This is a genomic window from Pseudomonas sp. Root329 (assembly GCF_001424925.1).
GTDB classification, from domain to species: Bacteria; Pseudomonadota; Gammaproteobacteria; order Pseudomonadales; family Pseudomonadaceae; genus Aquipseudomonas; species Aquipseudomonas arabinosi.
Window position 1 is genome coordinate 270,385 of the sequence record NZ_LMCV01000034.1, and the last position, 26,470, is coordinate 296,854.

Sequence of the window (26,470 nt, forward strand, 5' to 3'; positions counted from 1 at the left end):
TGACCGGGCTGTGACAACTCCCTGCGATCTTTCCAGGGCGGCCACATCAGTCCATCAGAAATACCGCGGTGTTGCCACCCGGACTTTAGACCAATACCGTCTAGGACCTAGGCTTTGCGGTCATATTTAACCTGACTCATTATGATTTACAGCGTTCAAGCCCATCGACCGGTGTAGGCTTGATCGCGTCAAACCCTACTGGTTGCGCCATCGAATGATCTCCATCCTCTCTTCCCGTCAACGGCGCGCCATGCGTCTGGCCCTGCGTTTCATCGTGCCTTATCGCTGGCCGGCCGTCGGTGCCTTGCTCGCATTGATCGTCACGGCGGGCATCACCTTGTCCATGGGGCAGGGGATTCGCCTGCTGGTGGATCAGGGTTTCATGACCCAGTCACCGCATTTGCTCAACCAGTCCATCGGCCTGTTTATGTTGCTGGTGGTCGGGCTGGCGATTGGCACCTTCGCGCGTTTCTACCTGGTCTCATGGATCGGTGAGCGCGTCGTCGCGGACATCCGCCGTCAGGTGTTCAACCATCTGATTTACCTGCACCCAGGATTCTACGAAGCCAACCGCAGCTCCGAAATCCAGTCGCGGTTGACTGCCGACACCACGCTGCTGCAATCGGTGATCGGCTCCTCGCTGTCGCTGTTTTTGCGCAATCTGTTGATGGTGATCGGCGGGATCGTCTTGCTGTTCATCACCAACCCCAAGCTCACCAGCATCGTGGTGGTCGCGTTGCCGTTGGTGATCGCGCCGATCCTGATCTTCGGCCGTCGGGTGCGTAGCCTGTCGCGCCTGAGCCAGGACCGGATTGCCGATATCGGCAGCTATGTGTCCGAAACCCTGGGCCAGATCAAAACCGTGCAGGCCTACAACCATCAGGTCCAGGACGAGCAGCGCTTTGCCGCAACGGTGGAGGAGGCCTTCAACACGGCTCGCAAACGGATCTTCCAGCGGGCCTGGCTGATTACCCTGGTGATCGTACTGGTGCTTGGCGCGGTCGGGGTGATGCTCTGGGTCGGCGGAATGGATGTCATCGCCGGGCGGATTTCCGCGGGCGAGCTGGCGGCGTTTGTGTTTTACAGTCTGATCGTCGGCAGCGCATTTGGCACGTTGAGCGAAGTGATCGGCGAACTGCAGCGTGCCGCCGGCGCCGCCGAGCGGATAGCCGAGTTGCTGCGCTCGGAAAACATTATCCAGTCACCGACTACTGGGCTGGTGACCTTGCCTGAACGGGTGAGGGGTGACCTGGTGCTGCAAGACGTGCGCTTTTCCTACCCTTCGCGTCCCGAAAGCTATGCGGTCGATGGTTTGAACCTGACGATCAATGCCGGTGAAACCCTCGCGTTGGTCGGGCCGTCCGGTGCCGGCAAGTCGACGGTTTATGACCTGCTGCTGCGCTTTTACGACCCGGCCGAAGGACGCATCCTGCTCGATGGCGTGCCGCTGACTCAGCTCGATCCGCTGGACCTGCGCCGTTGCTTCGCCCTGGTCTCGCAATCCCCGGCGCTGTTCTTTGGCAGCATCGAAGAGAACATCCGCTACGGCAACCCGACGGCAACCCTGGCCCAGGTTCAGGAAGCGGCGAAAATCGCTTACGCCCACGACTTCATCGAACAAATGCCCAACGGCTACCAGACCCACCTTGGCGACGGTGGCCTCGGTTTGTCCGGCGGTCAACGCCAACGCCTGGCCATCGCCCGGGCGCTACTGGTGGACGCGCCGATCCTGCTGCTGGACGAAGCCACCAGCGCCCTCGACGCCCAGAGCGAACACCTGATCCAGCAAGCCCTGCCGAGCCTGATGAAAAACCGCACCACGCTGGTCATCGCCCACCGACTGGCCACGGTGAAAAACGCTGACCGAATCGCGGTGATGGATCAGGGGAAACTGGTGGCGGTGGGGACGCATCAGGAATTGATTGCGAGCAACGCGCTGTATGCGCGGTTGGCGGCGTTGCAGTTCAGTGATGGGCACAGCGCTCTCACCGACCCAGTAACCGACTAAGTAATCGACCCAGTAGAGCCGCCCAAAAAAAATGCCCGCATCAATCGATGCGGGCATTTTTGTCAGTGCTTCAAAGCAGGTTCATTGATCGTCAAAGTAGCGCTCATGCCAATCCACCAGCGGTTGCGGTGAGTTGAGCTTCTGGCCGTAGATCACCGAGTACGACAACACGTTTTGCACGTACTGACGGGTTTCGTCGAACGGAATGCTTTCCACCCAGACGTCGAAGCTCAGGTGGTCCGCACCGCGCAGCCACTGACGCACGCGACCCGGGCCGGCGTTGTAGGCGGCGGAGGCGAGGACGCGGTTGCCGTTGAACTGGCTGTGGACCTGGCTCAGGTAAGCGGCGCCGAGCTGGATGTTCTTGTCCGGGTCCAGCACTTGCTGCGGTGATGCCAGTGGAATGCTGAACTTGCGCGCGGTTTCCTTGGCGGTGCCGGGCATCAGTTGCATCAGGCCACTGGCGCCGACGCCGGAACGGGCGTCGTCCATGAAGGCACTTTCCTGGCGGGTGATGGCGAACACCCAGCTCGAATGCAGGCCACGAACCTTGGCTTCGCGCACCAGGGTTTCGCGGTGGGCCATCGGGAAGCGGATGTCCAGGTCGTCCCAGTACTGCGCCTGACTGATGGTGCGGATCGCCGGGAAATACCATTTCAGGTCGTAGGCCAGTTTCGCCTGGGCGACCATTTCGTCGCGGCTGAAGTGGCGGCTGACGTGGTACCACTCGCGGCGACCATCGACGATCTGCCCGCGAGCGTGAAACTCAAGTGCCCGACGCACGCCTGGGGTATTGCGAACCTTGTTGATCAGCGCCTGGCTCAATACCAAGGGTTTGTTGACCAGCGAATAAGGTGATTGCGAACGATCAGCGGCGAGGAAGCCATAGAAATCTCGCTCACGAGCCAGGTTCTTGTAGAGCGCTTGCGCTTCCGGATTCTGCGGCTGCGCCAATTCCAGGCTGCGGGCCTGCCAGTAGCGCCAGCGGTTGGTGGTCGCCAGATCCTGCGGCAAGCGGCGAGTCAGCTGATAGGCGTCGTCCCAGCGGGCCAGGCGCAGCAGCAGACGCAGGCGCCATTCGGACACGGTGTTGTCGCGCAGCTCCGGATCGTACTTGGTCATCACGTCCAGCGCGCGAGGGTCGAAGCGGCGGGCGAGGGTCAAGCCGATTTCGCGGGCGATGGCCACTTTCTCATCACGGGAGAAGTGCATGCTGCTGGCGTAACCGTCGAGCAGCTCCATGGCCTTGTCCGGGTCTTGCTTGGCCAAGCGGCGCAGGCCGAGGCTGACGATGTCAGACATCGGCTCATCGGCCGGGGTGAAGCGCGACGGCTGGTTGAGCAGTTCGGGTTTCTGCGCCACATCAATCAGCAAACGACCACGAGGGGCGAGGGTGGTCAGGCCGTTGACCAGGCTGTTGGCCAGCGGATAGTTGCGCGCCTGGGCGGCAAGTTTGGTGCGCTCCCAGCGTTTCTGCTCGGTCAACTGGCCTTCGGCAGCCCATTGCCCGAACAGCGCATCGCACGCGGCGGGTTGGGATTTGCCGGTCAGCCAGAGTTTATTGGCGTTGGCGTAGCCTTCGGCTTTCTGGTTATGCCCGATCTGATACTGCGCGTTCAGGCAGTCCAGTTCGGTGAAGTTGAGTTTGGGGTCGTAGTACCTGACGAAGGTCGCCCAGTCGCCGCGTTCGGCCAGCCAACGCAGCCAGCGCAACTTCATCCAGTTGGCCTGAGGCAGGTCACCGTGCTCGGCGAGGAATTTCTCGATTTCGGCATTGCTCGCGGTTTTAAGGCGAGCGGTCAGTTCGTCATACGCCAGGTACGGCTCCAGCGGGTAATCGCTGAGGGCCTGGCTGTAACGGAAATAAGGCCCGGTATCCCCCTTGGCGAGGGCACGCTTGGCTTCATCGTAATACTGGCGTTGGGTGGACAGGTCCACCGCCTGGGCGGTTTGAACGGCAGTGGCAGAAAGAAGAAAACAGGATAAAAGACTGAAAAGGCGACTGCGCATGAGACGTCCGGGCAGAGAAATCATGACAAGCGCGGGCAATGCCCGCGCTGAATTGTCTGTAGCTTAGCCTTTTGCCAGCAGCGGGCGAAAGCTTTGCCGGCCTGTCAGCATCAGTTCGCAACATTTGTCATGCAGAGTGTCGCGAAGGTGAAATTGCCGGCCTTCTGAAGCCTCAAGTCAGGTAGAATGCGCGCCCGGTTTTTGGAGAAGCTCATGACCCTGCTCAAATTCAGCGATGTGTCCCTTGCTTTCGGCGCTATGCCGTTGTTGGACAAGGTGTCCTGGCAGATCGCCCGTGGTGAGCGGGTGTGCATCATCGGCCGCAATGGCACTGGCAAGTCCAGCATGATGAAGCTCGTCAAGGGCGACCAGAAGCCTGATGAGGGCTCCGTTTGGCGCGCACCTGGCCTCAAGATTGGCGAATTGCCGCAAGAATTGCCGGTAGCCGACGAGCGGACCGTGTTCGACGTGGTGGCCGAAGGCCTGGACGGTGTCGGCGAGCTGCTCGCGCAGTATCACCACCTCAGCCAGAACATCGTCACCGACGCCGACCTGGACAAACTGATGCACGTCCAGCACGACCTCGAAGCCCGTGACGGCTGGCGTTTGCAGCAATTGGTCGACAGCACGTTGAGCCGTCTGCAGTTGCCTGCCGACAAGACCCTCGCCGAGTTGTCCGGCGGCTGGCGTCGTCGCGTCCTGCTGGCTCAGGCTCTGGTTTCCGAACCCGATCTGCTGCTGCTCGACGAACCGACCAACCACCTGGACATCGGTGCAATTGCCTGGCTTGAAGAAGCGCTGAAGGATTTCCAGGGCGCCGTGCTGTTCATCACGCACGACCGTTCATTCCTGCAGAACCTCGCGACCCGAATTCTCGAGCTGGATCGCGGTGGCCTGATCGACTGGAACGGCGACTACGCCAGCTTCCTCGTGCACAAAGAGGCCTCGCTGGCCGCTGAAGACACCGCCAACGCGCTGTTCGACAAGAAACTGGCCCAGGAAGAAGTCTGGATCCGCCAGGGCATCAAGGCTCGCCGCACCCGTAACGAAGGCCGCGTCCGCGCCCTCAAAGCCCTGCGCAACGAGCGTAGCGAGCGTCGTGAGCGCACCGGCAAAGCCAACATTCAGCTGGATACGGCTGACAAGTCCGGCAAGCAGGTGATGGTCCTCGATAACGTGAGCTTCGCTCACCCGGGCGGCCCGTTCCTGATCAAGGATTTCTCGATGGTCCTGACGCGCGGCGACCGTATCGGTCTGCTGGGCGCCAACGGTACCGGCAAAACCACACTGCTGAAGCTGATGCTCAGCGGTCTGCAGCCAACCAGCGGCACAGTGGAAGAGGGGACGCGTATCGACGTGGCCTACTTCGACCAGTTGCGCCATCAGCTGGACCTGGAAAAGACCGTAATCGACAACGTTGCAGAAGGTCGCGACTTCATCGATATCGATGGTCAGAGCCGTCACGTGTTGAGCTACCTCGGCGATTTCCTGTTCAGCCCGCAGCGTGCCCGCACGCCGGTGAAGGCGCTGTCAGGTGGTGAGCGTGCGCGTCTGTTGCTGGCGAAACTATTCAGCAAGCCGGCGAACCTGCTGGTCCTCGACGAACCGACCAACGACCTCGACGTCGAAACCCTTGAGTTGCTTGAAGAGGTCTTGCTGACCTTCAACGGCACCGTGCTGATGGTCAGCCACGACCGGGCATTCCTCGACAACGTGGTCACCAGCACCCTGGTCTTCGAAGGTGAAGGCAAGGTTCGCGAATACGTCGGTGGTTATCAGGACTGGCTGCGTCAGGGCGGCTCGCCGCGCCTGCTGGGCGTGACCGAGAGCAAGTCCGGCAAAGCCGACCTGACCTCCGCTGTCGTGACGGCCGAAGCTGCACCAGTCGCTGCTGTCGTCGAAGCGCCGGTGGCGAAGAAGAAGCTCAGCTACAAGTTGCAGCGTGAGCTGGAAATGTTGCCGGGCCAGATCGAAGCCATGGAGCAGCAGATCGCTACCGTTGAGGCGCAAATGGCCGATGCCGGTTTCTATCAGCGTCCTGCTGCCGAGACCGCTGCAGTGATCGCTCAGTTGGAGCAGTTGCAGGCTGAGCACGACGTAATGGTCGAGCGCTGGGCCGAGCTGGATGCCTGATTGATCCTGCTATAAAAAAAGCCCGGCGTTCAGTAATGAGCGCCGGGCTTTTCGCAGGAGCTGTGGTTTAACTTTTGATCAGGCGCACCGCGAGCACATCACAGGGCGCACCATGCAGCACGTCATTGGCAGTCGAACCCAGCAGCAATGCCAGGCCGTGTCGGCCATGACTGCCCACCACGATCAGGTCGCAGGTTTGTTCCTTGGCCAGGTGGTGGATCTCCTGGCGTGGCTGGCCATAGGTCAGGTGGCTGTATTCCTTGGAGAGTTCCGGATACTTCACGATCAGTCGGTCCAGGCGTTCCTTGGCCTGATCGAACTGCTGTTGTTGCAGTTGTGACAGGTCCATGGGCACGTCGCCGCCAAAGGCCATGGCCATCGGCTCGACAATGTGCACCAGGGACAGTTTCGCCCCGTTGCTCACCGACAGTTCGCGAGCGCGGTGGATTACAGGATCGCACTCTTCGGTTAGATCTACAGCGACCAGAATGTGGTTGTAGGGCATGAGGTGCTCCTCCTGAGGGTTGCAATATTGGTAAGTATGGCTGGTTTCAAGCGCATTGTTTTCAAAGTGACTCAATGCGCTCATCAAGAATCGGGAGTACAGATATGACGGTCTGGATAGTGGTGTCAATCATGTTGGCGGTACTGAGCCCGCTGGCATGGTTGCGGCCGTCGCGCCACCAGAGCGGCCGCATGGCCCTGCGCATGGAGGCGCGACGCATCGGATTGGCGATGCAACTGGCGCCTCAGGACTGGCCGCACTGGCTGAGCCAGGAGCCACCGAGCCCTTGCGCCCAGTACCATCGACCGCGGCGTGGCAATCGGCCGGCGTGCTGGAGTTACTGGCAAAAAGCGCCGGGTGTGTGGGTCAATCAGTGGCAGGAGGTCTGCGAGGAGCCTGCGTTGCTGATTCATTTCGAAAAGTTGCCAGACAACGTTTACAAGGTCGAAGCAGACAAGCAGATGATCACGTTGTATTGGGGCGAGAAGGGCGAAGCGACGGTTTTGCAGGATATTGATGCGGTGCTGAAAGCGCTGGCATAAATCGCGGAAATTTCGCGCCGCAATGGCGCGAAACGTCCGGCAGACAGGCAATAAAAAGCCCGACATCATCATCGGGCTGGAGTTGGCCAGGCAGGCCGGTAATTCTGTGTGGCGCTGATATTACGCTGGGCATTCGCCAAAAGCGTTCATGTTTTTTCCTCAAGGTCCCGCCAGCGTAGCTTGTTAAACAAAGGCTGCAGCGAATTAGGGCGACTTTTCTAACTATTGATTCTATGAATGACCTCACATGCAGCCGCGTGTTGCAGGTCTTCGTGTTACGGAAATGACCGGAAAGTCGCGTTTCAACCCGTATTTTGGGCGATTGACAATTGTCGGAAATTCCGTGAAGGTGACGTACCCAAATCAAACGGGCGTATGAATTGAGCGTTTGTATTACAAACCGCTCCTACAGAATCCCGACTATCGCGTTGGCGGGTGTGCCGGGTGGATAGGCGTAGCATTGACGTTAAACGTCCTTGCCAAGCCATTCGCCTGCGTCCGACGTGTACTGTTCAGCTTCCATATCGTGGAGATCAGTTGATGATTTACGAAGGTAAAGCCATCACGGTTAAGGCTCTTGAAAGTGGCATCGTCGAATTGAAATTCGACCTCAAGGGTGAGTCCGTCAACAAGTTCAACCGTCTAACCCTGAACGAACTGCGTCAGGCCGTAGACACCATCAAGGCAGATGCTTCGATCAAGGGTGTGATCGTCAGCAGTGGCAAGGACGTGTTCATCGTCGGCGCCGACATCACCGAATTTGTCGAAAACTTCAAGCTGCCTGATGCAGAGCTTGTTGCTGGCAACCTGGAAGCCAACAAGATTTTCAGCGATTTCGAAGACCTCAACGTCCCGACTGTCGCCGCGATCAACGGCATCGCCCTGGGTGGCGGTCTGGAAATGTGCCTGGCGGCGGACTACCGCGTCATGTCCACCAAGGCCAGGATCGGTCTGCCGGAAGTCAAGCTGGGTATCTACCCGGGCTTCGGCGGTACCGTGCGCCTGCCGCGCATCATCGGTGCCGACAACGCCATCGAATGGATTGCCGCCGGCAAGGAAAACCGTCCTGAAGACGCGTTGAAAGTCGGCGCAGTCGACGCAGTGGTTGCTCCCGAGAAACTGCAGGAAGCGGCCCTGGAGCTGATCAAGCGCGCCATCTCCGGCGAGTTCGACTACAAGGCCAAGCGTCAGCCGAAGCTTGAAAAGCTCAAGCTCAACGCCATCGAACAAATGATGTCGTTCGAAACCGCCAAGGGTTTCGTGGCCGGTCAAGCGGGCCCGAACTACCCTGCACCGGTCGAAGCGATCAAAACTATCCAGAAAGCCGCGAACTTCGGTCGCGACAAGGCGCTGGAAGTCGAAGCCAACGGTTTCGTCAAACTGGCCAAGACCTCTGCCGCGCAGAGCTTGATCGGTCTGTTTCTGAACGATCAGGAACTGAAGAAAAAGGCCAAGGCCTACGATGAAATCGCCAAAGAAGTGAAGCAGGCTGCCGTATTGGGTGCCGGCATCATGGGTGGCGGTATCGCTTATCAGTCGGCCTCCAAAGGTACGCCGATCCTGATGAAAGACATCAACGAGCACGGCATCGAGCAAGGTCTGGCTGAAGCTGCCAAATTGCTGGTGGGCCGCGTTGATAAAGGTCGCATGACCCCAGCAAAAATGGCTGAAGTGCTCAACGGCATTCGTCCGACCCTGTCCTACGGTGATTTCGGTCACGTTGATCTGGTGGTTGAAGCGGTCGTCGAGAATCCTAAGGTCAAGCAAGCCGTTCTGGCTGAAGTGGAAGGCAAGGTCAAAGAGGACACCATCCTCGCGTCCAACACCTCGACCATTTCCATCACCTTGCTGGCCAAAGCCCTCAAGCGTCCGGAAAACTTCGTCGGCATGCACTTCTTCAACCCGGTGCACATGATGCCGCTGGTTGAAGTGATCCGTGGCGAGAAGTCCAGCGAAGTGGCTGTTGCCACCACCGTTGCCTACGCCAAGAAAATGGGCAAGAACCCGATTGTCGTCAACGACTGCCCGGGCTTCCTGGTCAACCGCGTGCTGTTCCCGTACTTCGGCGGTTTCGCCAAGCTGGTCAGCGCCGGTGTGGACTTCGTTCGTATCGACAAGGTCATGGAAAAATTCGGCTGGCCAATGGGCCCGGCGTACCTGATGGACGTGGTTGGCATCGACACCGGCCACCACGGTCGCGACGTAATGGCTGAAGGCTTCCCGGACCGCATGAAAGACGACCGTCGTTCGGCCGTCGACGTGCTCTATGAAGCCGAGCGCCTGGGCCAGAAGAATGGCAAGGGCTTCTACGCCTACGAGACCGATAAGCGCGGCAAGCAGAAGAAAGTTGCCGATCCGTCGGTACTGGAAGTGCTCAAGCCGATCGTCTTCGAACAGCTTGAAGTCACCGACGAAGACATCATCAACTGGATGATGATCCCGCTGTGCCTGGAAACCGTGCGTTGCCTGGAAGACGGCATTGTCGAAACCGCTGCCGAAGCCGACATGGGTCTGGTCTACGGTATTGGTTTCCCTCCATTCCGTGGCGGTGCGCTGCGCTACATCGATTCGCTCGGTGTTGCAGAGTTCGTTGCCCTGGCTGACCAGTACGCTGATTTGGGCGCGCTGTACCACCCGACCGCAAAACTGCGTGAAATGGCCAAAACCGGCCAGCGGTTCTTCGGTTAAGCGCCCCCAACTAGAGTGAGAGTGAATATATGAGCTTGAATCCTAGAGACGTCGTGATTGTCGACTTCGGTCGTACTCCGATGGGCCGCTCCAAGGGCGGCATGCACCGCAACACCCGCGCCGAAGACATGTCGGCGCACCTGATCAGTAAACTGCTGGAACGCAACGTCAAGGTTGATCCGAGCGAAGTTGAAGACGTGATCTGGGGCTGTGTGAACCAGACCCTGGAGCAGGGCTGGAACATCGCCCGCATGGCGTCCCTGATGACTCAGATCCCGCACACCGCTGCCGGCCAGACCGTCAGCCGTCTGTGTGGTTCGTCGATGAGCGCTCTGCACACTGCTGCGCAAGCGATCATGACCGGCAACGGTGACGTGTTCGTGGTTGGCGGCGTCGAGCATATGGGTCACGTGAGCATGATGCACGGTGTCGATCCGAACCCGCACATGTCCCTGTACGCGGCGAAAGCCTCGGGCATGATGGGTTTGACCGCTGAAATGCTGGGTAAAATGCACGGCATCACTCGCGAACAACAGGACGCTTTCGGCGTGCGCTCCCACCAGCTCGCTCACAAGGCGACACTGGAAGGCAAGTTCAAAGACGAAATCATCCCGATGCAAGGCTACGACGAGAACGGTTTCCTGAAACTGTTCGACTACGACGAAACCATTCGTCCGGAAACTACCCTGGAAAGCCTGGCGGCTCTGAAGCCAGCGTTCAACCCTAAGGGCGGCACCGTGACAGCCGGTACTTCGTCGCAAATCACCGATGGTGCTTCGTGCATGATCGTGATGTCGGCGCAACGTGCACAGGACCTGGGCATTCAGCCTATGGCGGTGATTCGTTCGATGGCAGTGGCAGGTGTGGACCCGGCAATCATGGGCTATGGTCCAGTACCGGCGACACAAAAAGCACTGAAGCGCGCGGGTCTTGGCATTAACGATATCGACTTCTTCGAGCTCAACGAAGCTTTCGCCGCACAGGCCCTGCCAGTGCTGAAAGATTTGAAAGTGCTCGACAAGATGAACGAGAAGGTTAACCTGCACGGCGGCGCGATCGCCCTGGGTCACCCATTTGGTTGCTCCGGTGCGCGTATCTCCGGCACTCTGCTGAACGTGATGAAGCAAAATGGCGGCACCTTCGGGGTAGCTACCATGTGCATTGGTCTCGGCCAAGGCATCTCCACCGTCTTCGAACGCGTTTAAGCGTTTCGTTGAAGGAAGCCGGGGCCAAGTGCCCCGGTTTTTGTTTTTCTGAATTTATTTTTGTTTTTATTTTGAAAAGATTTGAGCGAGGGCCAAACCATGCCGATACAACCTGGGCTCTACCAACATTACAAAGGTCCGCAGTACCGCGTATTCAGTGTTGCGCGGCATTCGGAAACCGAAGAAGAAGTGGTCTTCTACCAAGCCCTGTATGGCGATTACGGCTTTTGGGTGCGTCCCTTGAGCATGTTCCTGGAGTCGGTCGAGGTTGACGGCGAACAGGTGCCACGCTTTGCTTTGGTGCAAGCCGAACCGAGCCTTTTTTCCAAGCCATAAGCTGAGTGCGCGCAATACCCTGCGCTTGACCTCACCTTGTAGCCACTATATATAGCGGTGCCGCGTCAGGCGCCAACCGCCTTTCACTTCTAGAATTCAGGAATTTTCTGATCCATGGGCAAATCGCTGGTCATTGTGGAATCCCCGGCTAAGGCCAAGACCATCAACAAGTATCTGGGTAACCAATACGTGGTGAAGTCGAGTATCGGCCATATCCGAGACCTGCCCACCAGCGGTTCGGCTAGCGCCAGCAAAGAGCCAGCCGCCAAGCGCGGCAAGGCCGCTGCGGGTGAAGGTCCGGTGCTCACGCCAAAAGAGAAAGCGCGCAAGCAGCTGGTCTCGCGCATGGGTGTCGATCCCGATCATGGCTGGAAAGCCAAGTACGAGATCCTCCCGGGCAAGGAAAAGGTCATCGAAGAGCTGCGCCGGCTCGCCAAAGATGCTGACACCATCTATCTCGCAACCGACTTGGATCGCGAGGGGGAAGCCATTGCCTGGCACCTGCGCGAAGCCATCGGTGGTGATGACAGTCGCTACAAGCGCGTGGTGTTCAACGAAATCACCAAAAAAGCGATCCAGGAAGCTTTCTCCAAACCGGGCGAACTGGACATCGATCGTGTAAACGCACAACAAGCGCGTCGTTTCCTCGACCGTGTTGTGGGTTACATGGTTTCGCCACTGCTATGGGCCAAGGTCGCTCGTGGCCTGTCCGCCGGTCGCGTGCAATCGGTTGCCGTGAAGCTGGTTGTCGAGCGTGAGCGTGAAATCCGCGCGTTCAACCCGGAAGAGTACTGGGAAGTTCACGCCGACCTCGGCACCGCGAAGGGCGCAACCGTGCGCTTTGACGTGGCTCGCGAGAAAGGCGAAGCGTTCAAGCCGCTCAACGAAGCTCAGGCCATGGCCGCGCTGGAGAAGCTCAAGGCTTCCAGCTACAGCATCGTCAAGCGCGAAGACAAGCCGACCAGCAGCAAGCCGTCGGCACCGTTCATCACCTCCACCCTGCAACAGGCCGCAAGTAACCGCCTGGGCTTCGGCGTGAAGAAAACCATGATGATGGCCCAGCGTCTGTACGAAGCCGGCTACATCACTTACATGCGTACCGACTCTACCAACCTCTCGGTCGATGCCGTGACGATGGCGCGTACTTATATTGAAGGCGAATTCGGCAAGAAATACCTGCCGGAAAACCCGAACGTCTACAGCAGCAAGGAAGGCGCACAAGAGGCTCACGAAGCGATTCGTCCCTCCGATGCCAACACCGAGCCAAGCAAGCTGTCTGGCATGGAGCGCGATGCAGAGCGGCTCTACGAGCTGATCTGGCGCCAGTTCCTCGCTTGCCAGATGCTGCCGGCCCAATACCTGTCGACCACTGTCACCGTCGGTGCCGGTGAATTCGAGTTGCGCGCCAAGGGCCGCATCCTGAAGTTCGACGGTTACACCCGCGTCATGCCGCAAATCGCCAAGCCTGGCGATGACGACGTGTTGCCGGACATGGCTCAGGGCGACGCGATGAAGCTGATCAAGCTTGATCCGACCCAGCACTTCACCAAGCCGCCGGCGCGTTACTCGGAAGCGAGCCTGGTTAAAGAAATGGAAAAACGTGGCATCGGTCGTCCTTCGACCTACGCAGCGATCATTTCGACCATCCAGGATCGTGGCTACGTAGCGCTGCACAACCGTCGTTTCTACTCGGAAAAGATGGGCGACATCGTTACCGAGCGTCTGGCTGAGAGCTTCTCCAATCTCATGGACTACGGCTTCACCGCCGGCATGGAAGAGAACCTCGATGACGTTGCTCAGGGTGAGCGCGACTGGAAGAACGTGCTCGACGAGTTCTACGGTGACTTCAAGAAGAAACTCGAAGTAGCCGAAAGCGCCGAAGGCGGCATGCGCGCCAACCAACCGGTGATGACTGACATTCCGTGCGTGTTGTGCGGTCGTCCGATGCAGATTCGTACTGCATCGACCGGCGTGTTTCTCGGCTGCTCGGGCTACAGCCTGCCGCCGAAAGAACGCTGCAAGGCCACCGTCAACCTGGTGCCGGGCGACGAAATCGCGGCGGACGACGAGGGTGAATCGGAATCGCTGGTGCTGCGTGGCAAGCATCGCTGCCCGATCTGCAGCACGGCGATGGACGCATACCTGCTGGATGAGAAGCGCAAGCTGCACATCTGCGGTAACAACCCGGATTGCTCTGGCTACGAAATCGAAGAGGGCACTTATCGTATCAAAGGCTACGAAGGTCCGAGCCTGGAGTGCGACAAGTGCGGCAGCGAAATGCAGCTCAAGACCGGCCGTTTCGGCAAGTTCTTCGGTTGCACCAATGCGACCTGCAAGAACACCCGCAAACTGCTGAAAAGCGGTGATGCAGCACCGCCGAAGATGGATCCGGTGAAGATGCCTGAGCTGAAATGCGAAAAGGTCAACGACACCTACATCCTGCGCGATGGTGCTTCCGGCCTGTTCCTGGCGGCCAGTCAATTCCCGAAAAACCGCGAGACGCGTGCTCCGCTGGTCATGGAAATTGTGCCGCACAAGGATGAGATCGATCCGAAATACCACTTCCTCTGCGAAGCGCCGAAGAAAGATCCGGACGGCCTGCCTGCTGTGATCCGTTACAGCCGTAAAACCAAAGAGCAGTACGTACAGACTGAAGTCGACGGTAAGCCGACTGGCTGGAAGGCGTACTACGACGGCGGCAAGTGGACGGTTGAAGACAAGCGCCCGGCGAAGACCGCCAAGGCTTAACAGGCGCTGTACTGAAAAGGCCGCATGACAACCCTCGGGTTTTCATGCGGCCTTTTTGTTTTGTGCTTGCGGGAAGCGGAGCTGATCCACGACACTGTCTGACCTGCGTGAAGCAATTATTTCGTTGTGGAGGCTGCCGTCATGGCCCACGAACTCTATACCCGTACCAACCAGAAGATTTACTTCGCCGGCTTGTCGCTGGAAGCGCTCGCCAGAGCCGAAGAGGGGCGGGCGATGAACTCCCTGGCGCTGATCCAGGCCGGACGCGAGTCGGCTCTGTTTCATTTGTACGGTGCGCTGCTGGGGCTGTGCCATGAAATCGCCGGTTTCTATCGCTTGCCTCAGGCCAATGCGCCTCGGGCCGAGTTGTTGCTGACGCGCGAAGTGCTTGAAGCTATCGCGATTCCGGAAATGGCCGAGATGGTCGAGTTGGCCAATAATTCGGAAACCTGGCTGGCCAAACTGCTTGCGGCCCACGCTGCGCTGTTTCAGCCGCCACGGGCGCCGCACAAGCCTAAGGGTGACGTGACGCAGCCGCTGATCCTGGCCGTTAACCTGGATGAAGAAGAGGCTCCTCAAGAGCTGAGCCGGGAAGAGCTGGAGAGCTGGCGTCAGAACCTCAAGGGGCTGGCGATTCGGTTTCGCGAAGGCCTGAACGAGTGTTGAGGGAAGGATGACCCGATGGGTTGTCCGCTCAGGGATGAGTGCTAGCAGATATTACTTCGCAATGACATCCGGTCAAGTTGCCGAGCGAAGCCTGGCCGATGCCTATATAATCCCCGCCTTTCGTGGAGAACAGACCTTTATGCCAACGTCCTTTCTAGAAATCGTCGAGTTACCAGACGGCCGTATTGAGCTGCGCAGGGCTGAGGACGAGGGTTCTCTGGTTACTTTGGATTTCTCCGAGGATGCCAAAGCGTTCCTGCAGGGCCAGCACGTGGAAGTCGCCAAGGCGATGTTGAGCGTCGGCGTTCAGATGGCCGGACGCTTGGTTGAAGGCGATTTCAATACGGACGAGGCGTCTCGGGTTCTTCATTGATCCCGCCCGTCGGTTTTTTGCTGATATCGCTACAGGTTGGCTTCTCTTTCCTTGGAGAAGCCCCGCGCTGTTCAGCGCGCGCATTGTTTGTCAGTTAACCCAATCGAATATTCAGGCTTTGTGCGTCCCCGATCCGGGCGGCGCTGATCAACTGTTGCCGTGAGGTTGTGCTCAATGGGTTGAGCCAACTGACTACCGTGTGACTACGGCCCAGGCGCAAGGCCTCGCAGGTCAACTGCTGAGCGCTCTGAGTGCCGCGCGGTTGCAGCAGCAGGATGCGTTCGCGGTTAAGGCCGGCGTCCCGCAACCAGGCCTGGGTCAGGCTGGCGGGCGGCGCGATCAGCGTCAGCCAGCGCGCGTCCTGGTCCTGACTCAATTCCCTGAGAATCGGCGCAAGAAGGTTCAGGCAGTTCCCGGCTGCACCACGCAGCGACAGCTCACTGAAGACTTCGGGCTCGGCGCTCCAGGGGGACTCGACCACGTCTTTCAGGATCGGCGCCAATGGCTGCACCATGAAAGCCTCGAACAACGGCAGTTGGGCTTGCTGTGATGTGTGTGGAAACTGCATAAAGCCTCCTTTAGCGGCGAATGACGCCGACACTCAAGCCTTCGATCACCAGTTCCTGATCTTTCAGGTTCACTTCGATAGGGGCGAATTCAGGGTTTTCGGCAATCAACCAGACTTTGCTACCATCGCGCTTGAAACGCTTGACGGTCACTTCGTCGCCGATCCGCGCTACTACGATCTGGCCGTTGCGGGCTTCGCGGGTGGTGTGCACTGCCAGCAGGTCGCCGTCGAAAATGCCCACGTCCTTCATGCTCATGCCATGAACCCGCAGTAGATAGTCGGCGCGAGGATGGAAGAACGACGGGTTGATGTTGCAGGACTCTTCGATGTGCTGCTGGGCGAGGATCGGAGCACCGGCAGCCACTCGGCCAATGATCGGCAGGGTGGATTCGTCGGCCTTGGCTTCGAAGCCGGGAATGCGAATGCCACGGGAAGCACCGGGCGTCATCTCGATCGCACCCTTGCGGGCCAGCGCCTTGAGGTGTTCTTCCGCAGCGTTGGGCGACTTGAACCCCAGTTCCTGAGCGATTTCCGCGCGGGTGGGCGGGTAGCCGTTGTCTTCGAGGCAGCGTTTGATGAAGGCCAGAATCTCTGCTTGGCGTGGCGTCAGCTTTAGCATATTGATCGCTCTGTCTTTTTATACAGTGACTGGGATTATATACAGTGGAACGGTCTTGGCAATGCCCCTTTTTTTGCCGGCCGCCAGACGGTCGATGAGCCTGCTGATTCACGCTTGAGAGTTGTATGGTTAAATAGATGACTGACCATTCCCAAAACGAACCGTCAGGCTTGACAAGGCTTGGGCTGAAACGTATGTTTCAAACAAGTGTTTGTCAGGCGGAGTAGCCATGGCCCAGTCGGAAACCGTTGAACGCATTCTTGATGCTGCCGAGCAATTGTTCGCGGAAAAAGGTTTTGCTGAAACCTCATTGCGTCTGATCACCAGCAAGGCTGGTGTCAATCTGGCGGCGGTGAACTATCACTTCGGTTCGAAGAAGGCGCTGATCCAGGCAGTTTTCTCGCGCTTTCTCGGGCCGTTCTGCTTAAGCCTTGATAAAGAGCTGGAGCGGCGTCAGGCCAAGCCAGAGAACAAGCCGACGCTTGAAGAGCTGCTGGAAATCCTCGTCGAGCAAGCCCTGGTGGTGCAACCACGCAGCGGCAACGATCTGTCGATTTTCATGCGCTTGCTGGGTCTGGCTTTCAGTCAGAGCCAGGGACACTTGCGGCGTTATCTGGAAGACATGTACGGCAAGGTGTTCCGCCGTTACATGATGTTGGTCAACGAAGCTGCGCCGCGTATTCCGCCGATTGAGCTGTTCTGGCGCGTGCACTTCATGCTCGGCGCCGCTGCGTTCAGCATGTCCGGTATCAAAGCCCTGCGCGCAATTGCCGAGACCGACTTCGGTGTGAACACCTCGATCGAGCAAGTCATGCGTCTGATGGTGCCGTTCCTGGCAGCGGGCATGCGCGCCGAAACCGGCGTGACCGATACGGCCATGGCCACCGCGCAGTTGCGTCCACGCAGCAAATCAACCCCGGTTGCCGCCAAGGTTTAACCGCGCACGGGTGGGCGCGGCAGCTGACATCCGCTAAGCTAGCCGCCCATGCCGACTCTCGTTCTGAACCCGCCCCCCATTTGTATCGCCGACCTGCCGGGCATAGCCCATGGCGGCGATTGCGTGCGGGCCGGGTTTATCGTTATCAAGGAATCTCTATGACTGCTGGCCTGCAAGGCTCGTTGATGGTGGACGTCGCCGGTACCTGGCTGACGGCTGAAGATCGCCAATTGTTGCGCCAACCCGAAGTGGGCGGCCTGATCATTTTCGCCCGCAATATCGAACACCCGCGCCAGGTGCGCGAGTTGAGCGCCTCAATCCGCGCCATTCGCCCCGATCTGCTGCTGGCAGTCGACCAGGAAGGCGGCCGGGTTCAGCGTTTGCGTCAGGGCTTCGTACGACTGCCAGCCATGCGCGCCATCGCTGACAACCCGAATGCCGAGTACCTCGCCGAACAGTGCGGCTGGATCATGGCGACTGAAGTGCTGGCCGTCGGCCTCGATCTGAGCTTCGCTCCGGTGCTGGACCTCGACTTCCAGCGCAGCGCCGTGGTCGGCACCCGTTCATTTGAAGGTGATCCCGAGCGTGCAGCGTTGCTGGCGGGTGCCTTCATTCGCGGCATGAACAGCGCCGGCATGGCTGCCACCGGCAAGCACTTTCCCGGTCACGGCTGGGCCGAGGCCGATTCCCACGTTGCGATCCCTGTTGATGAGCGCAGCCTCGACGAAATCCGCGCCAATGACTTGGTGCCGTTCGCCCGACTGAGCAAGCAATTGGCCGCGGTCATGCCGGCCCACGTGATCTATCCACAAGTCGATTCCCAGCCTGCCGGCTTCTCCCGCCGTTGGTTGCAGGACATCCTGCGTGGCGAGCTGCAATTTGACGGCGTGATCTTCAGCGATGACCTGTCCATGGCCGGCGCCCACGTGGTCGGCGATGCTGCCAGCCGTATCGAAGCGGCGCTGACTGCCGGTTGCGACATGGGCCTGGTGTGCAACGATCGCGCGGCCGCTGAATTGGCCCTGAGCGCCGCCCAGCGTCTGAAGGTCAAGCCGTCCGAGCGCATTGCACGGATGCGTGGCCAGTCGTACGCCAGCACTGAATACCGTCAAGACCCGCGCTGGCTGACAGCCGTGGGCGCCCTCAAAGATGCTCAACTGATTGATTGAGGACTTTTCGTTATGACGGTTTACGCGATTATCGGCGGCACCGGCCTGACTCAACTCGAAGGCCTGAGCATTCGTCAGTCACTGGCGGTGGACACGCCGTACGGCGCGCCTTCGGCTGAGGTGCAGATTGGCGAGTACGCCGGCAAGGAAGTGCTGTTCCTCGCGCGCCACGGTCATCCTCACCGTTTTCCGCCGCATCAGGTGAACTACCGCGCCAACCTCTGGGCGCTGAAACAGGCTGGCGCCGAAGCGATTCTCGCGGTCAACGCAGTGGGTGGAATTCATTCCGCGATGGGGACCGGACATTTCTGCGTGCCGCATCAGCTGATCGACTACACCAGCGGTCGCGAACACACCTATTTCGCCGATGATCTGCAGCAGGTCACGCACATCGATTTCAGCTATCCCTACAGCGAAGCCCTGCGTCAGCAGCTAATCGCGGCATTGGCGGCTGAAGGTGTTGGTTTTGCCAGTCAAGGCGTGTACGCCTGCACTCAAGGGCCACGACTGGAAACCGTCGCTGAAATCGCCAGGCTGGAGCGCGACGGATGCGACATCGTCGGTATGACTGGAATGCCGGAGGCGGCATTGGCTCGTGAGCTGGAACTGGATTACGCCTGTCTGGCGCTGGTAGTAAACCCGGCGGCGGGCAAGTCGACGGCAGTGATTACCATGGCCGAGATCGAGCAAGCGCTGCATGACGGGATGGGCAAGGTGAAGTCGACGTTGGCTCGGGTGCTTAAAGGCTGATCAATCGTTAAACCGAGTTGACCCTTTCGCGAGCAGGCTCGCTCCCACAGGTACAGTGATAACCCTGTGGGAGCGAGCTTGTTCCGGGCGGCGTTCCGACGATGGCAATCTAACAATCGCCGCTATTTTTCCAACTTGTCCGGCAGCGGCGCAAACAACGCTTCAATATCATCACTCTGCAACTTCCAGTCCCCGGTCTTGCGTCCATCCAGCACACCAGCCGCCAAGTCGGATTTTTCCTTCTGCAGATGCTGAATCTTCTCTTCCACCGTGCCCCTGGCAATCATCTTGTAGACGAACACCGGCTTCTCCTGACCAATGCGGTACGCCCGGTCAGTCGCCTGATTTTCCGTCGCCGGGTTCCACCACGGATCGTAGTGAATCACCGTGTCGGCTTCGGTCAGGTTCAGGCCGACGCCACCCGCCTTCAGGCTGATCAGAAAGATCTGACGCTTGCCGCTCTGGAAGTCTTTTACCGGTGCGCGCCGGTCGCGGGTCTGCCCGGTCAGCAGCGCATAATCGACTCCGCGTTTTTTCAGCTCGTCTTCAATCAACGACAGCATCGAAGTGAACTGCGAGAACAACAGAATCCGCCGGCCTTCATCGAACAATTCCTCAAGCATTTCCATCAGGCTGTCGAGCTTGCCTGAGGTGCTGCCGCGAGTGGGCAGGGTGGCATCGTTGACCAGGCGCAAATCGCAGCAGACCTGACGAAGCTTCAGCAGCGCCTCAAGAATGATGATCTGGCTGCGCGCCACGCCCTTGCGGGTGATCTCGTCGCGGACTTTCTTGTCCATCGCCAGGCGCATGGTTTCGTACACGTCGCGCTGGGCTTCGTTGAGCTCGACCCAATGGATGATCTCGGTTTTCGGCGGCAACTCGGTCGCCACCTGTTCCTTGGTTCGACGCAGCAGGAACGGTTTTATCCGGCCGTTGAGGTGCTGAAGTCGTACTTCGCTGGCGCGCTTTTCGATTGGCACGCGGTAATCGCGGTTGAAGCTTTTCACGTCACCCAGCCAGCCGGGCAGCAGGAAGTGGAACAGCGACCACAGCTCACCGAGGTGGTTTTCTAGCGGTGTGCCGCTCAGGCACAGACGCTGACGAGCATTCAACTCACGGGCAGCGTGGGCGGCCTTGCTGTTGGGGTTCTTGATGTACTGCGCCTCGTCCAGAACCAATACGTGCAAAGGCTGCGCGGCGAGACGTTCGACGTCCTTGGGCAGCAGCGCATAGGTGGTCAGGATCAGGTCGTAATCGGCCAGCGTGTCGAAATGCTTTTTGCGGCTGGCGCCGTACAGCGCCAGCACGTTGAGTTGCGGTGTGAAGTGCGCCGCTTCATCCAGCCAGTTGGGGATCAGGCTGGTGGGCATCACCACCATGCACGGCCGATCGAGGCGTCCGGCGTTCTTCTCGCTGAGAATGTGCGCCAGGGTCTGTAGGGTTTTGCCCAGACCCATGTCGTCCGCGAGAATTCCGCCGACTTCCAGTTGTCGCAACGACTGCATCCAGCTCAAGCCTTCCAGCTGATAGGGGCGCAAGGTTGCGTTCAAACCTTCCGGAGCGGTCGTGGTGAAGTCCTTGATGTCCCGCAGTCGCTGGGCAAAGGTGCGAATTTGCTCGCCGCCCTCCCAAAGCAACGGCAGGTCTTCCAGCGGATTCAGGCGCGTGGCATCGGCCTTGCTCAGGCGCAGCGTCGTTTCGCCGGGCCCTTGCAGGTAGAACTCGCCGAGGGTCGCCAGCACCGGTTTCAATCGGCCAAAGGGCAGGGCGACTTGCAGCGGGCCGTACTCGGAGTTCGGGCGGTTGGGAATGTTCACCAGGATCAACTCGTCGTCGCGACGTCGTGCGAGGCGTTCCGGATTGAGGATCTCGGTGTGAGAGCGCATCAGGTTGAGCAGGATCGGCAGCAGACTCAGCCGCTCGCCGTTGACGATGATTCCCAGCTCCAGATCGAACCAGTCGCGCTCCGGTGCCTGTTCGACGGTGGCGTACCAATCGTCAACGGCAGTCAGGTCGAAACCGAAGTCTTCGTCGATCTGCAACTCCCAGCCCTGGGTGCGCAGCTTCGGCAGCTCATTGAGGGTGAAGGTCAGCCAGGCGCTGTCGTTGACCATTTCGAAAAGTTCGCCGGCGCTTTCCGGCAAGGCCTTGCTTTGCCGGGTGGCGACCTTGAAGCCGAGGATTCGCAGCTGCTCCCTGTAGGTCTGTTCGACTTCCGGGTGACGTTTTATCCGAAGCGTCTGGGTTTCCTGACGGATCAGGATGTCAGCGTTCTTCTGCCCGGAAACGTATTCATCCAGATAGCTGAAAGACAGCGCCGCGCGATGCTGAATATAACGCTGCATCTTGCCGTTGCGTGGTTCGAAGGCGCTGAACTCGATGCTTGCCAGCCACAGGCGTGGTACCGGTTGCACGTTTTCCACCAGCACTTGCGGTGGCGCCTTCGGGCTGCGGTTTTCCAGTACGGCTTGAAGTTTCTCGAGTAGCTCGGCGTCTTGCGCGGCAGCGGGATAAGCCAGGGTTTCCTGAACTTTCAGCAGCACTGCCGCGCAGTGCTTGCAGTTGCTGTGGACCGGGCAGGTGCAAGTGGCATCGATCATCAGCAACGTGGCTTTGGCTGACTCGCGCAGGCGAATGGTCTGACGGTAAACGTTACCGCCAGAGCCCTCGCAGGCGGCAGTGATCGTGGCGTCGCCAGCCTCGACGATCCTGACGCGGTTCTCCAAAGCGTAGCGACGGCCACGCTCCAGGCTCTGTTCCTTGAATCGGCTGACCCAGGAAGGTGCCAGGGGTTTGCTCAGGGTCGGGGGCATAAGGACTTCAATCAGTCCGGAATTTCATCGGGGACTGGCCGAGGCGCAGGGGCAGTCAGCGAGGTGATCTTGATCAACATGCCCAAGTGGCCGTTGTCGAGGAAGTTCAGCTGGCCGTTCTTGGTGTGGCTTTCCTGTTTCATGCGTTCGCTGGCGGTGACCATGCCGTTGGCGTCGATCTGGTTGACCCAGAAGTCTGCATCCACATCGGTGAAACGTCCCAGTTTCATGCTCAGCGTGCCCTCGATCGGGAACTGGCCGAACTGTTCTTTGCCCTCGCTGATCGCAACTTTGCTGGCTTCTTCGCCAAGGTTCTGTTGCCAGGCCTTGTGCAGCAACACCGTGTATTCATTGCTGGCGGTGAGTTTTTCCACTTCAGCATTGAGGCTCGGTGTGCGCAGGCTGTCGGGGTTGATGGATTGAGCTCCGGCAGCCCAGTCTTCCGGCGCGGCGCGGCTGACGATAGCGGGCACGGCGTTTTGGCGGACCAGAATCATTTCTATCTGATACAGGTCATCGGCAAACGTCGTTGGTGCAACCAGGGTCATCAACAGGATCAGTGAGCGAAACAGGCGCATGCGGCGTCCTTCAAGCAGTTTTCGGAATGAGGTGCTCAAACAGCGCCTCTACAGTATTAAAGCGCTCTTCCGGGCGCTCCATCGGCACCTGGAATTTAAACATCGTGGCGCCTTCGAATTTGTAGCGTTTGGGCTGGCTCTGGATCAGTTTGATCAGCGTCAGCGGGTCAACCGGGGTTTGCGTCGCGAACTCGATTCGGCCACCTTGCGGGCCGCCGTCGACTTTCTTGATGCCCAGTAGCTCGGCCTGCAATTTCAGCGCGGTAATGCGCATCAGGTTCTTGGTCGGTTCCGGCAACAGGCCGAAACGATCGATCATCTCTACCTGCAAGTCCTTGAGACCTTCCTCGTCGGAGGCCGAGGCGATGCGTTTGTAGAGAATCAGTCGGGCATGCACGTCCGGCAGATAGTCCTCGGGAATCAACGCTGGTACCCGCAGATTGACCTCCGGACCACCGCCGAGCGGCTGGTCGAGGTTCGGTTGTTCGCCCTTGCGGATCGACTTCACCGCGCGCTCGAGCATCTCCATGTACAGCGTGAAACCGACGGCCTGGATCTGTCCGCTCTGCCCGTCGCCGAGCAATTCGCCGGCGCCACGGATTTCCAGGTCGTTGGTGGCGAGCACGAAGCCCGCACCGAGGTCCTGGGTATTGGCGATCGCTTCCAGACGTTTTTCGGCGTCGGGAGTGATCTGTTGGCGCGGCGGTGTCAGCAGGTAAGCATACGCCTGGTGGTGGCTGCGTCCGACTCGGCCACGCAACTGGTGCAACTGCGCCAGGCCGAACTTGTCGGCACGCTCGATGATGATGGTGTTGGCGCTCGGCACGTCAATGCCGGTCTCGATGATGGTCGAGGCGATCAGCACGTTGAAGCGCTTGTGGTAGAAGTCGCTCATCACTTGTTCGAGATCGCGTTCGCGCATCTGCCCGTGGCCGATGCCGATCCGTGCTTCCGGCACTAGTTCGGCGAGGTCGGCGGCGCATTTCTCGATGGTCTTCACGTCGTTGTGCAGGTAATAGACCTGACCGCCACGCAACAGCTCACGGAGCAAGGCCTCTTTGACCGTGCTCTTGTTCTGCTCCATGACGAACGTCCGTACCGACAGGCGACGGGCCGGCGGCGTGGCGATGATCGACAGGTCACGCATGCCCGACACCGCCATGTTCAGCGTGCGCGGAATCGGCGTGGCGGTTAGCGTCAGGATGTCGACTTCACTGCGCAGGGCCTTGAGCTGTTCCTTCTGACGGACACCGAAACGGTGCTCTTCGTCGATGATCACCAGCCCCAGGTTTTTGATTTTCACGTCGTCCTGCAGCAGCTTGTGCGTGCCGATGACGATGTCGATCTTGCCTTCGGCGAGGTCCGCGACCGCGGCGTTGACTTCCTTGGTCGACTTGAATCGACTCATCACTTCCACGCTCACTGGCCAGTCGGCGAAGCGGTCGCGGAAGCTGTTGTAATGCTGCTGGGCGAGCAGGGTGGTCGGCACCAGAATTGCTACCTGACGACCGCCGTGTACCGCGATGAACGCGGCGCGCATCGCCACTTCGGTCTTGCCGAAACCGACGTCGCCGCAGACCAGACGGTCCATCGGTTTCGGCGCGAGCATGTCAGCGCGTACTGCTTCGATGGTGGTTTGCTGGTCCGGGGTTTCTTCGAACGGGAAGCCGGCGCTGAAGGTCGCGTAATCGGCTTTCGGGTCGGCGAACGCATAACCTTCGCGGGCGGCGCGGCGGGCATAGATGTCGAGCAATTCAGCCGCCACGTCGCGCACCTGCTCGGCGGCTTTGCGTTTGGCTTTCTGCCAGGTCTCGGAGCCCAGGCGGTGCAGCGGGGCCAGGGCATCGTCGCTGCCGGTGTATCGGGCGATCAGGTGCAGGTTGGCCACCGGCACGTAAAGCTTGGCGTTTTCCGCGTACTCGAGGGTCAGGAATTCGGCGGCCTGACTATCGATTTCCAGAATCGTCAGCCCGAGATAGCGACCGACGCCGTGATCGATGTGCACCACCGGCGCGCCTTCGCGCAGCTCGGTGAGGTTCTTGATGACGGCATCGTTGTTGGCATCGGCGCGTTTCTCGCGGCGACGGCGCTGCATTACACGCTGACCGAACAACGGGCTTTCGGCGACCAGGGCCAGGGCCGGGTCGTCAAGCACCAAGCCTTCGTCGAGCGGCGCGATAGTGATCGCCAGACGATCCTTGCTCGCGACGAAGTCCGGCCAGCTGTCGACGGTTTTCGGTCGTAGCTTCAAGCGTTCCAGCAATTCCAGCAACACTTCGCGACGGCCCGCGGACTCGGCGGTAAACAGCACGCGACCGGGAAACTCGTCGAGGAAACCCGCCAGCGCCGCTAACGGCTGGGTGGCCTTGGCTTCAATGGCCAGGTTCGGCAGCTCCCGAGCGGGGAAGCGCTCGCGGCCAACGCCGGTTTCCACGTCCTGTTGACTGGCGACCACGCGCGGCCAGTTCTTCAACCGAGCGAAGCAATCTTCCACTGGCAGGAACAGCTCAGCCGGCGGCAATAAAGGACGGGCCGGATCGACGCGACGCTCTTCATAGCGATTGCGCACATCGTTCCAGAAGTTTTCCGCTGCCTGCTCGATGCCGGGCAGGGAAAACACTTGCGTGTCCTGCGGCAGGTAATCGAACAGCGTGGAGGTTTCATCGAAGAACAGCGGCAAGTAGTACTCGATGCCGGCCGGGGTAATCCCGCTGCTCAAGTCCTGGAAGATCGGGCAGCGACGGAAGTCGACATCGAAACGCTCGCGGAAGCGCGCCTTGAAGCGGGTGACCGCATCCTTTTGCAGCGGAAACTCTCTCGCTGGCAGGAGGCGAACCGTTTCAACCTTGTCGATGGAACGCTGGTTTTCCGGGTCGAAGGTACGAAGGGTCTCGATTTCGTCGTCGAACAGGTCAATGCGGAAAGGCAGTTTGCTGCCCATCGGGAACAGATCGATCAACGAGCCGCGCACGGTAAATTCGCCATGCTCATAGACGGTGTCGACGTAGCGATAGCCGCTGGCCTCAAGCCGCGTACGCATTTGCTCGACGTCGAGCTTCTGGCCGATGTCCAGCACCAGGCTGCTGCCGAGCAGGAATTTGGTCGGCGCCAGACGATGCAGGGCTGTGGTGATCGGCACGACCAGAACGCCATGACTCAGCTCCGGCAATCGATACAGCGCGGAGATTCGCTGGGAAATAATGTCCTGGTGCGGTGAAAACAGATCGTAGGGCAGGGTTTCCCAGTCCGGGAAATGCAGCACCGGCAAATCCGGGGCGAAGAAACTCAGCTCCTGTTCCAGCCGTTCGGCACTTTGGCTGTCGGCAGTCAGTAGCAGGGTGAAGCGCTTGGCAGCGCTGGCGGCCTCGGCAATGGCCAGGCTCAGGGCGGCACCGGGCAGGTTGCCCCAGTGCTGTTTACCTGCCGCAGCAGGGAGAAGCGGTAGACGCAGAACGGGCACGGAAGGTTGAGCTCCAAGCGTTGCGACAAAGTCGGTAATTGTAGCGGTCCCGGGTGCCGCCTGTCAGTTGCAGATGTGTCTAATACGCAGGTTGGGCGAAATGTAGTGGTAAAGACAAAATCGGCCCGTTTTTTAGTAAAAAAGACTGAATATGTAGTGGCAAAACGGTCGAGTGTTACGGAGGGTTACAGACAAGACAGCGTTGTCTCCCAAAAAATGACTGCGCTGCAGGCCACGGTTTTATTGGGCTTGAGCCGTGCGTCATTTTTTTGAAGCGGATTTTGTTACTGGTCGCGCGACAGGCGCGCATTGCTACGGGAGTCACTCGGCGGCATAATGTAGCCCCTTTTTTCTGCCCCTAC

General features: G+C 59.3%; 19 protein-coding genes. 12 read left to right on the forward strand and 7 right to left on the reverse strand.

Annotated elements, in window-relative coordinates:
* Positions 1-214: 214 nt before the first annotated feature.
* Positions 215-2,008, forward strand: coding sequence for an ABC transporter transmembrane domain-containing protein (locus ASC74_RS22905; protein WP_162247452.1), 1,794 nt, complete (start codon positions 215-217; stop codon positions 2,006-2,008).
* Between the two features lie 81 nt (positions 2,009-2,089).
* On the opposite strand, the gene ASC74_RS22910 is transcribed toward ASC74_RS22905, so the two are convergent.
* Complete coding sequence (locus ASC74_RS22910) at positions 2,090-4,018, reverse strand: transglycosylase SLT domain-containing protein (protein ID WP_056744290.1); 1,929 nt, start codon at positions 4,016-4,018, stop codon at positions 2,090-2,092.
* A gap of 213 nt (positions 4,019-4,231) precedes the next feature.
* Here ASC74_RS22910 and ASC74_RS22915 point away from each other — a divergent pair, with 213 nt between their 5' ends.
* Positions 4,232-6,151: an ATP-binding cassette domain-containing protein gene (locus tag ASC74_RS22915; protein ID WP_056744292.1), complete on the forward strand. Its 1,920-nt coding sequence runs from the start codon at positions 4,232-4,234 to the stop codon at positions 6,149-6,151.
* 67 nt (positions 6,152-6,218) lie between these two features.
* On the opposite strand, the gene ASC74_RS22920 is transcribed toward ASC74_RS22915, so the two are convergent.
* On the reverse strand, positions 6,219-6,656 hold the full coding sequence (locus ASC74_RS22920; RefSeq protein ID WP_008151425.1) for a universal stress protein: 438 nt from the start codon (positions 6,654-6,656) through the stop codon (positions 6,219-6,221).
* Positions 6,657-6,760: 104 nt separating this feature from the next.
* Between ASC74_RS22920 and ASC74_RS22925 the strand changes: the two genes are divergently transcribed.
* From ASC74_RS22925 to ASC74_RS22955, 7 genes are all read left to right on the forward strand, one after another.
* The gene (locus ASC74_RS22925) at positions 6,761-7,198 is read left to right on the forward strand and encodes a hypothetical protein (protein WP_056744294.1); all 438 of its coding nucleotides are present in this window, start codon (positions 6,761-6,763) and stop codon (positions 7,196-7,198) included.
* 540 nt (positions 7,199-7,738) lie between these two features.
* Positions 7,739-9,886, forward strand: coding sequence for a fatty acid oxidation complex subunit alpha FadB (fadB, locus tag ASC74_RS22930; protein ID WP_056744296.1), 2,148 nt, complete (start codon positions 7,739-7,741; stop codon positions 9,884-9,886).
* A 29-nt stretch (positions 9,887-9,915) separates the two neighbouring features.
* Positions 9,916-11,091 carry an acetyl-CoA C-acyltransferase FadA gene (gene fadA, locus ASC74_RS22935; protein ID WP_008007076.1) on the forward strand — a complete coding sequence of 392 codons (1,176 nt, stop codon included), beginning with the start codon at positions 9,916-9,918 and terminating at the stop codon, positions 11,089-11,091.
* 99 nt (positions 11,092-11,190) lie between these two features.
* Positions 11,191-11,427 carry a DUF1653 domain-containing protein gene (locus ASC74_RS22940; RefSeq protein WP_007953059.1) on the forward strand — a complete coding sequence of 79 codons (237 nt, stop codon included), beginning with the start codon at positions 11,191-11,193 and terminating at the stop codon, positions 11,425-11,427.
* Between the two features lie 114 nt (positions 11,428-11,541).
* The gene (topA, locus tag ASC74_RS22945) at positions 11,542-14,175 is read left to right on the forward strand and encodes a type I DNA topoisomerase (RefSeq protein WP_056744298.1); all 2,634 of its coding nucleotides are present in this window, start codon (positions 11,542-11,544) and stop codon (positions 14,173-14,175) included.
* Positions 14,176-14,316: 141 nt separating this feature from the next.
* Entirely contained in the window at positions 14,317-14,841 is a 525-nt protein-coding gene (locus tag ASC74_RS22950) for a DUF6586 family protein (RefSeq protein WP_046047843.1), read from the forward strand.
* Positions 14,842-14,980: 139 nt separating this feature from the next.
* The gene (locus ASC74_RS22955; RefSeq protein ID WP_008151412.1) at positions 14,981-15,214 is read left to right on the forward strand and encodes a hypothetical protein; all 234 of its coding nucleotides are present in this window, start codon (positions 14,981-14,983) and stop codon (positions 15,212-15,214) included.
* 94 nt (positions 15,215-15,308) lie between these two features.
* On the opposite strand, the gene sulA is transcribed toward ASC74_RS22955, so the two are convergent.
* Entirely contained in the window at positions 15,309-15,782 is a 474-nt protein-coding gene (gene sulA, locus ASC74_RS22960; protein ID WP_008151409.1) for an SOS-induced cell division inhibitor SulA, read from the reverse strand.
* A 10-nt stretch (positions 15,783-15,792) separates the two neighbouring features.
* Positions 15,793-16,401 (reverse strand): transcriptional repressor LexA, encoded by a 609-nt coding sequence (gene lexA / locus ASC74_RS22965; protein WP_007933171.1) that lies wholly within the window; start codon positions 16,399-16,401, stop codon positions 15,793-15,795.
* A gap of 229 nt (positions 16,402-16,630) precedes the next feature.
* Between lexA and ASC74_RS22970 the strand changes: the two genes are divergently transcribed.
* The 3 genes from ASC74_RS22970 to ASC74_RS22980 all read left to right on the forward strand — a co-directional run bounded on the left by ASC74_RS22970 (position 16,631) and on the right by ASC74_RS22980 (position 19,257).
* Complete coding sequence (locus ASC74_RS22970) at positions 16,631-17,338, forward strand: TetR/AcrR family transcriptional regulator (RefSeq protein WP_007933170.1); 708 nt, start codon at positions 16,631-16,633, stop codon at positions 17,336-17,338.
* A 170-nt stretch (positions 17,339-17,508) separates the two neighbouring features.
* Positions 17,509-18,507, forward strand: a complete 999-nt coding sequence (gene nagZ, locus ASC74_RS22975; protein ID WP_173860483.1) for a beta-N-acetylhexosaminidase — start codon at positions 17,509-17,511, stop codon at positions 18,505-18,507.
* 12 nt (positions 18,508-18,519) lie between these two features.
* Positions 18,520-19,257, forward strand: coding sequence for an S-methyl-5'-thioinosine phosphorylase (locus ASC74_RS22980; RefSeq protein ID WP_056744301.1), 738 nt, complete (start codon positions 18,520-18,522; stop codon positions 19,255-19,257).
* A gap of 122 nt (positions 19,258-19,379) precedes the next feature.
* On the opposite strand, the gene ASC74_RS22985 is transcribed toward ASC74_RS22980, so the two are convergent.
* From ASC74_RS22985 to mfd, 3 genes are read right to left on the reverse strand one after another with little or no spacing between them, the layout of a single operon-like run.
* Positions 19,380-22,070, reverse strand: coding sequence for a DEAD/DEAH box helicase (locus tag ASC74_RS22985; protein ID WP_056744303.1), 2,691 nt, complete (start codon positions 22,068-22,070; stop codon positions 19,380-19,382).
* Positions 22,071-22,081: 11 nt separating this feature from the next.
* A complete protein-coding gene (locus tag ASC74_RS22990) occupies positions 22,082-22,648 on the reverse strand; it encodes a CsiV family protein (protein ID WP_056744305.1) in 567 nt (188 codons plus the stop codon).
* Between the two features lie 10 nt (positions 22,649-22,658).
* Complete coding sequence (gene mfd, locus ASC74_RS22995; protein ID WP_056744307.1) at positions 22,659-26,108, reverse strand: transcription-repair coupling factor; 3,450 nt, start codon at positions 26,106-26,108, stop codon at positions 22,659-22,661.
* Between the last annotated feature and the right edge of the window lie 362 nt (positions 26,109-26,470).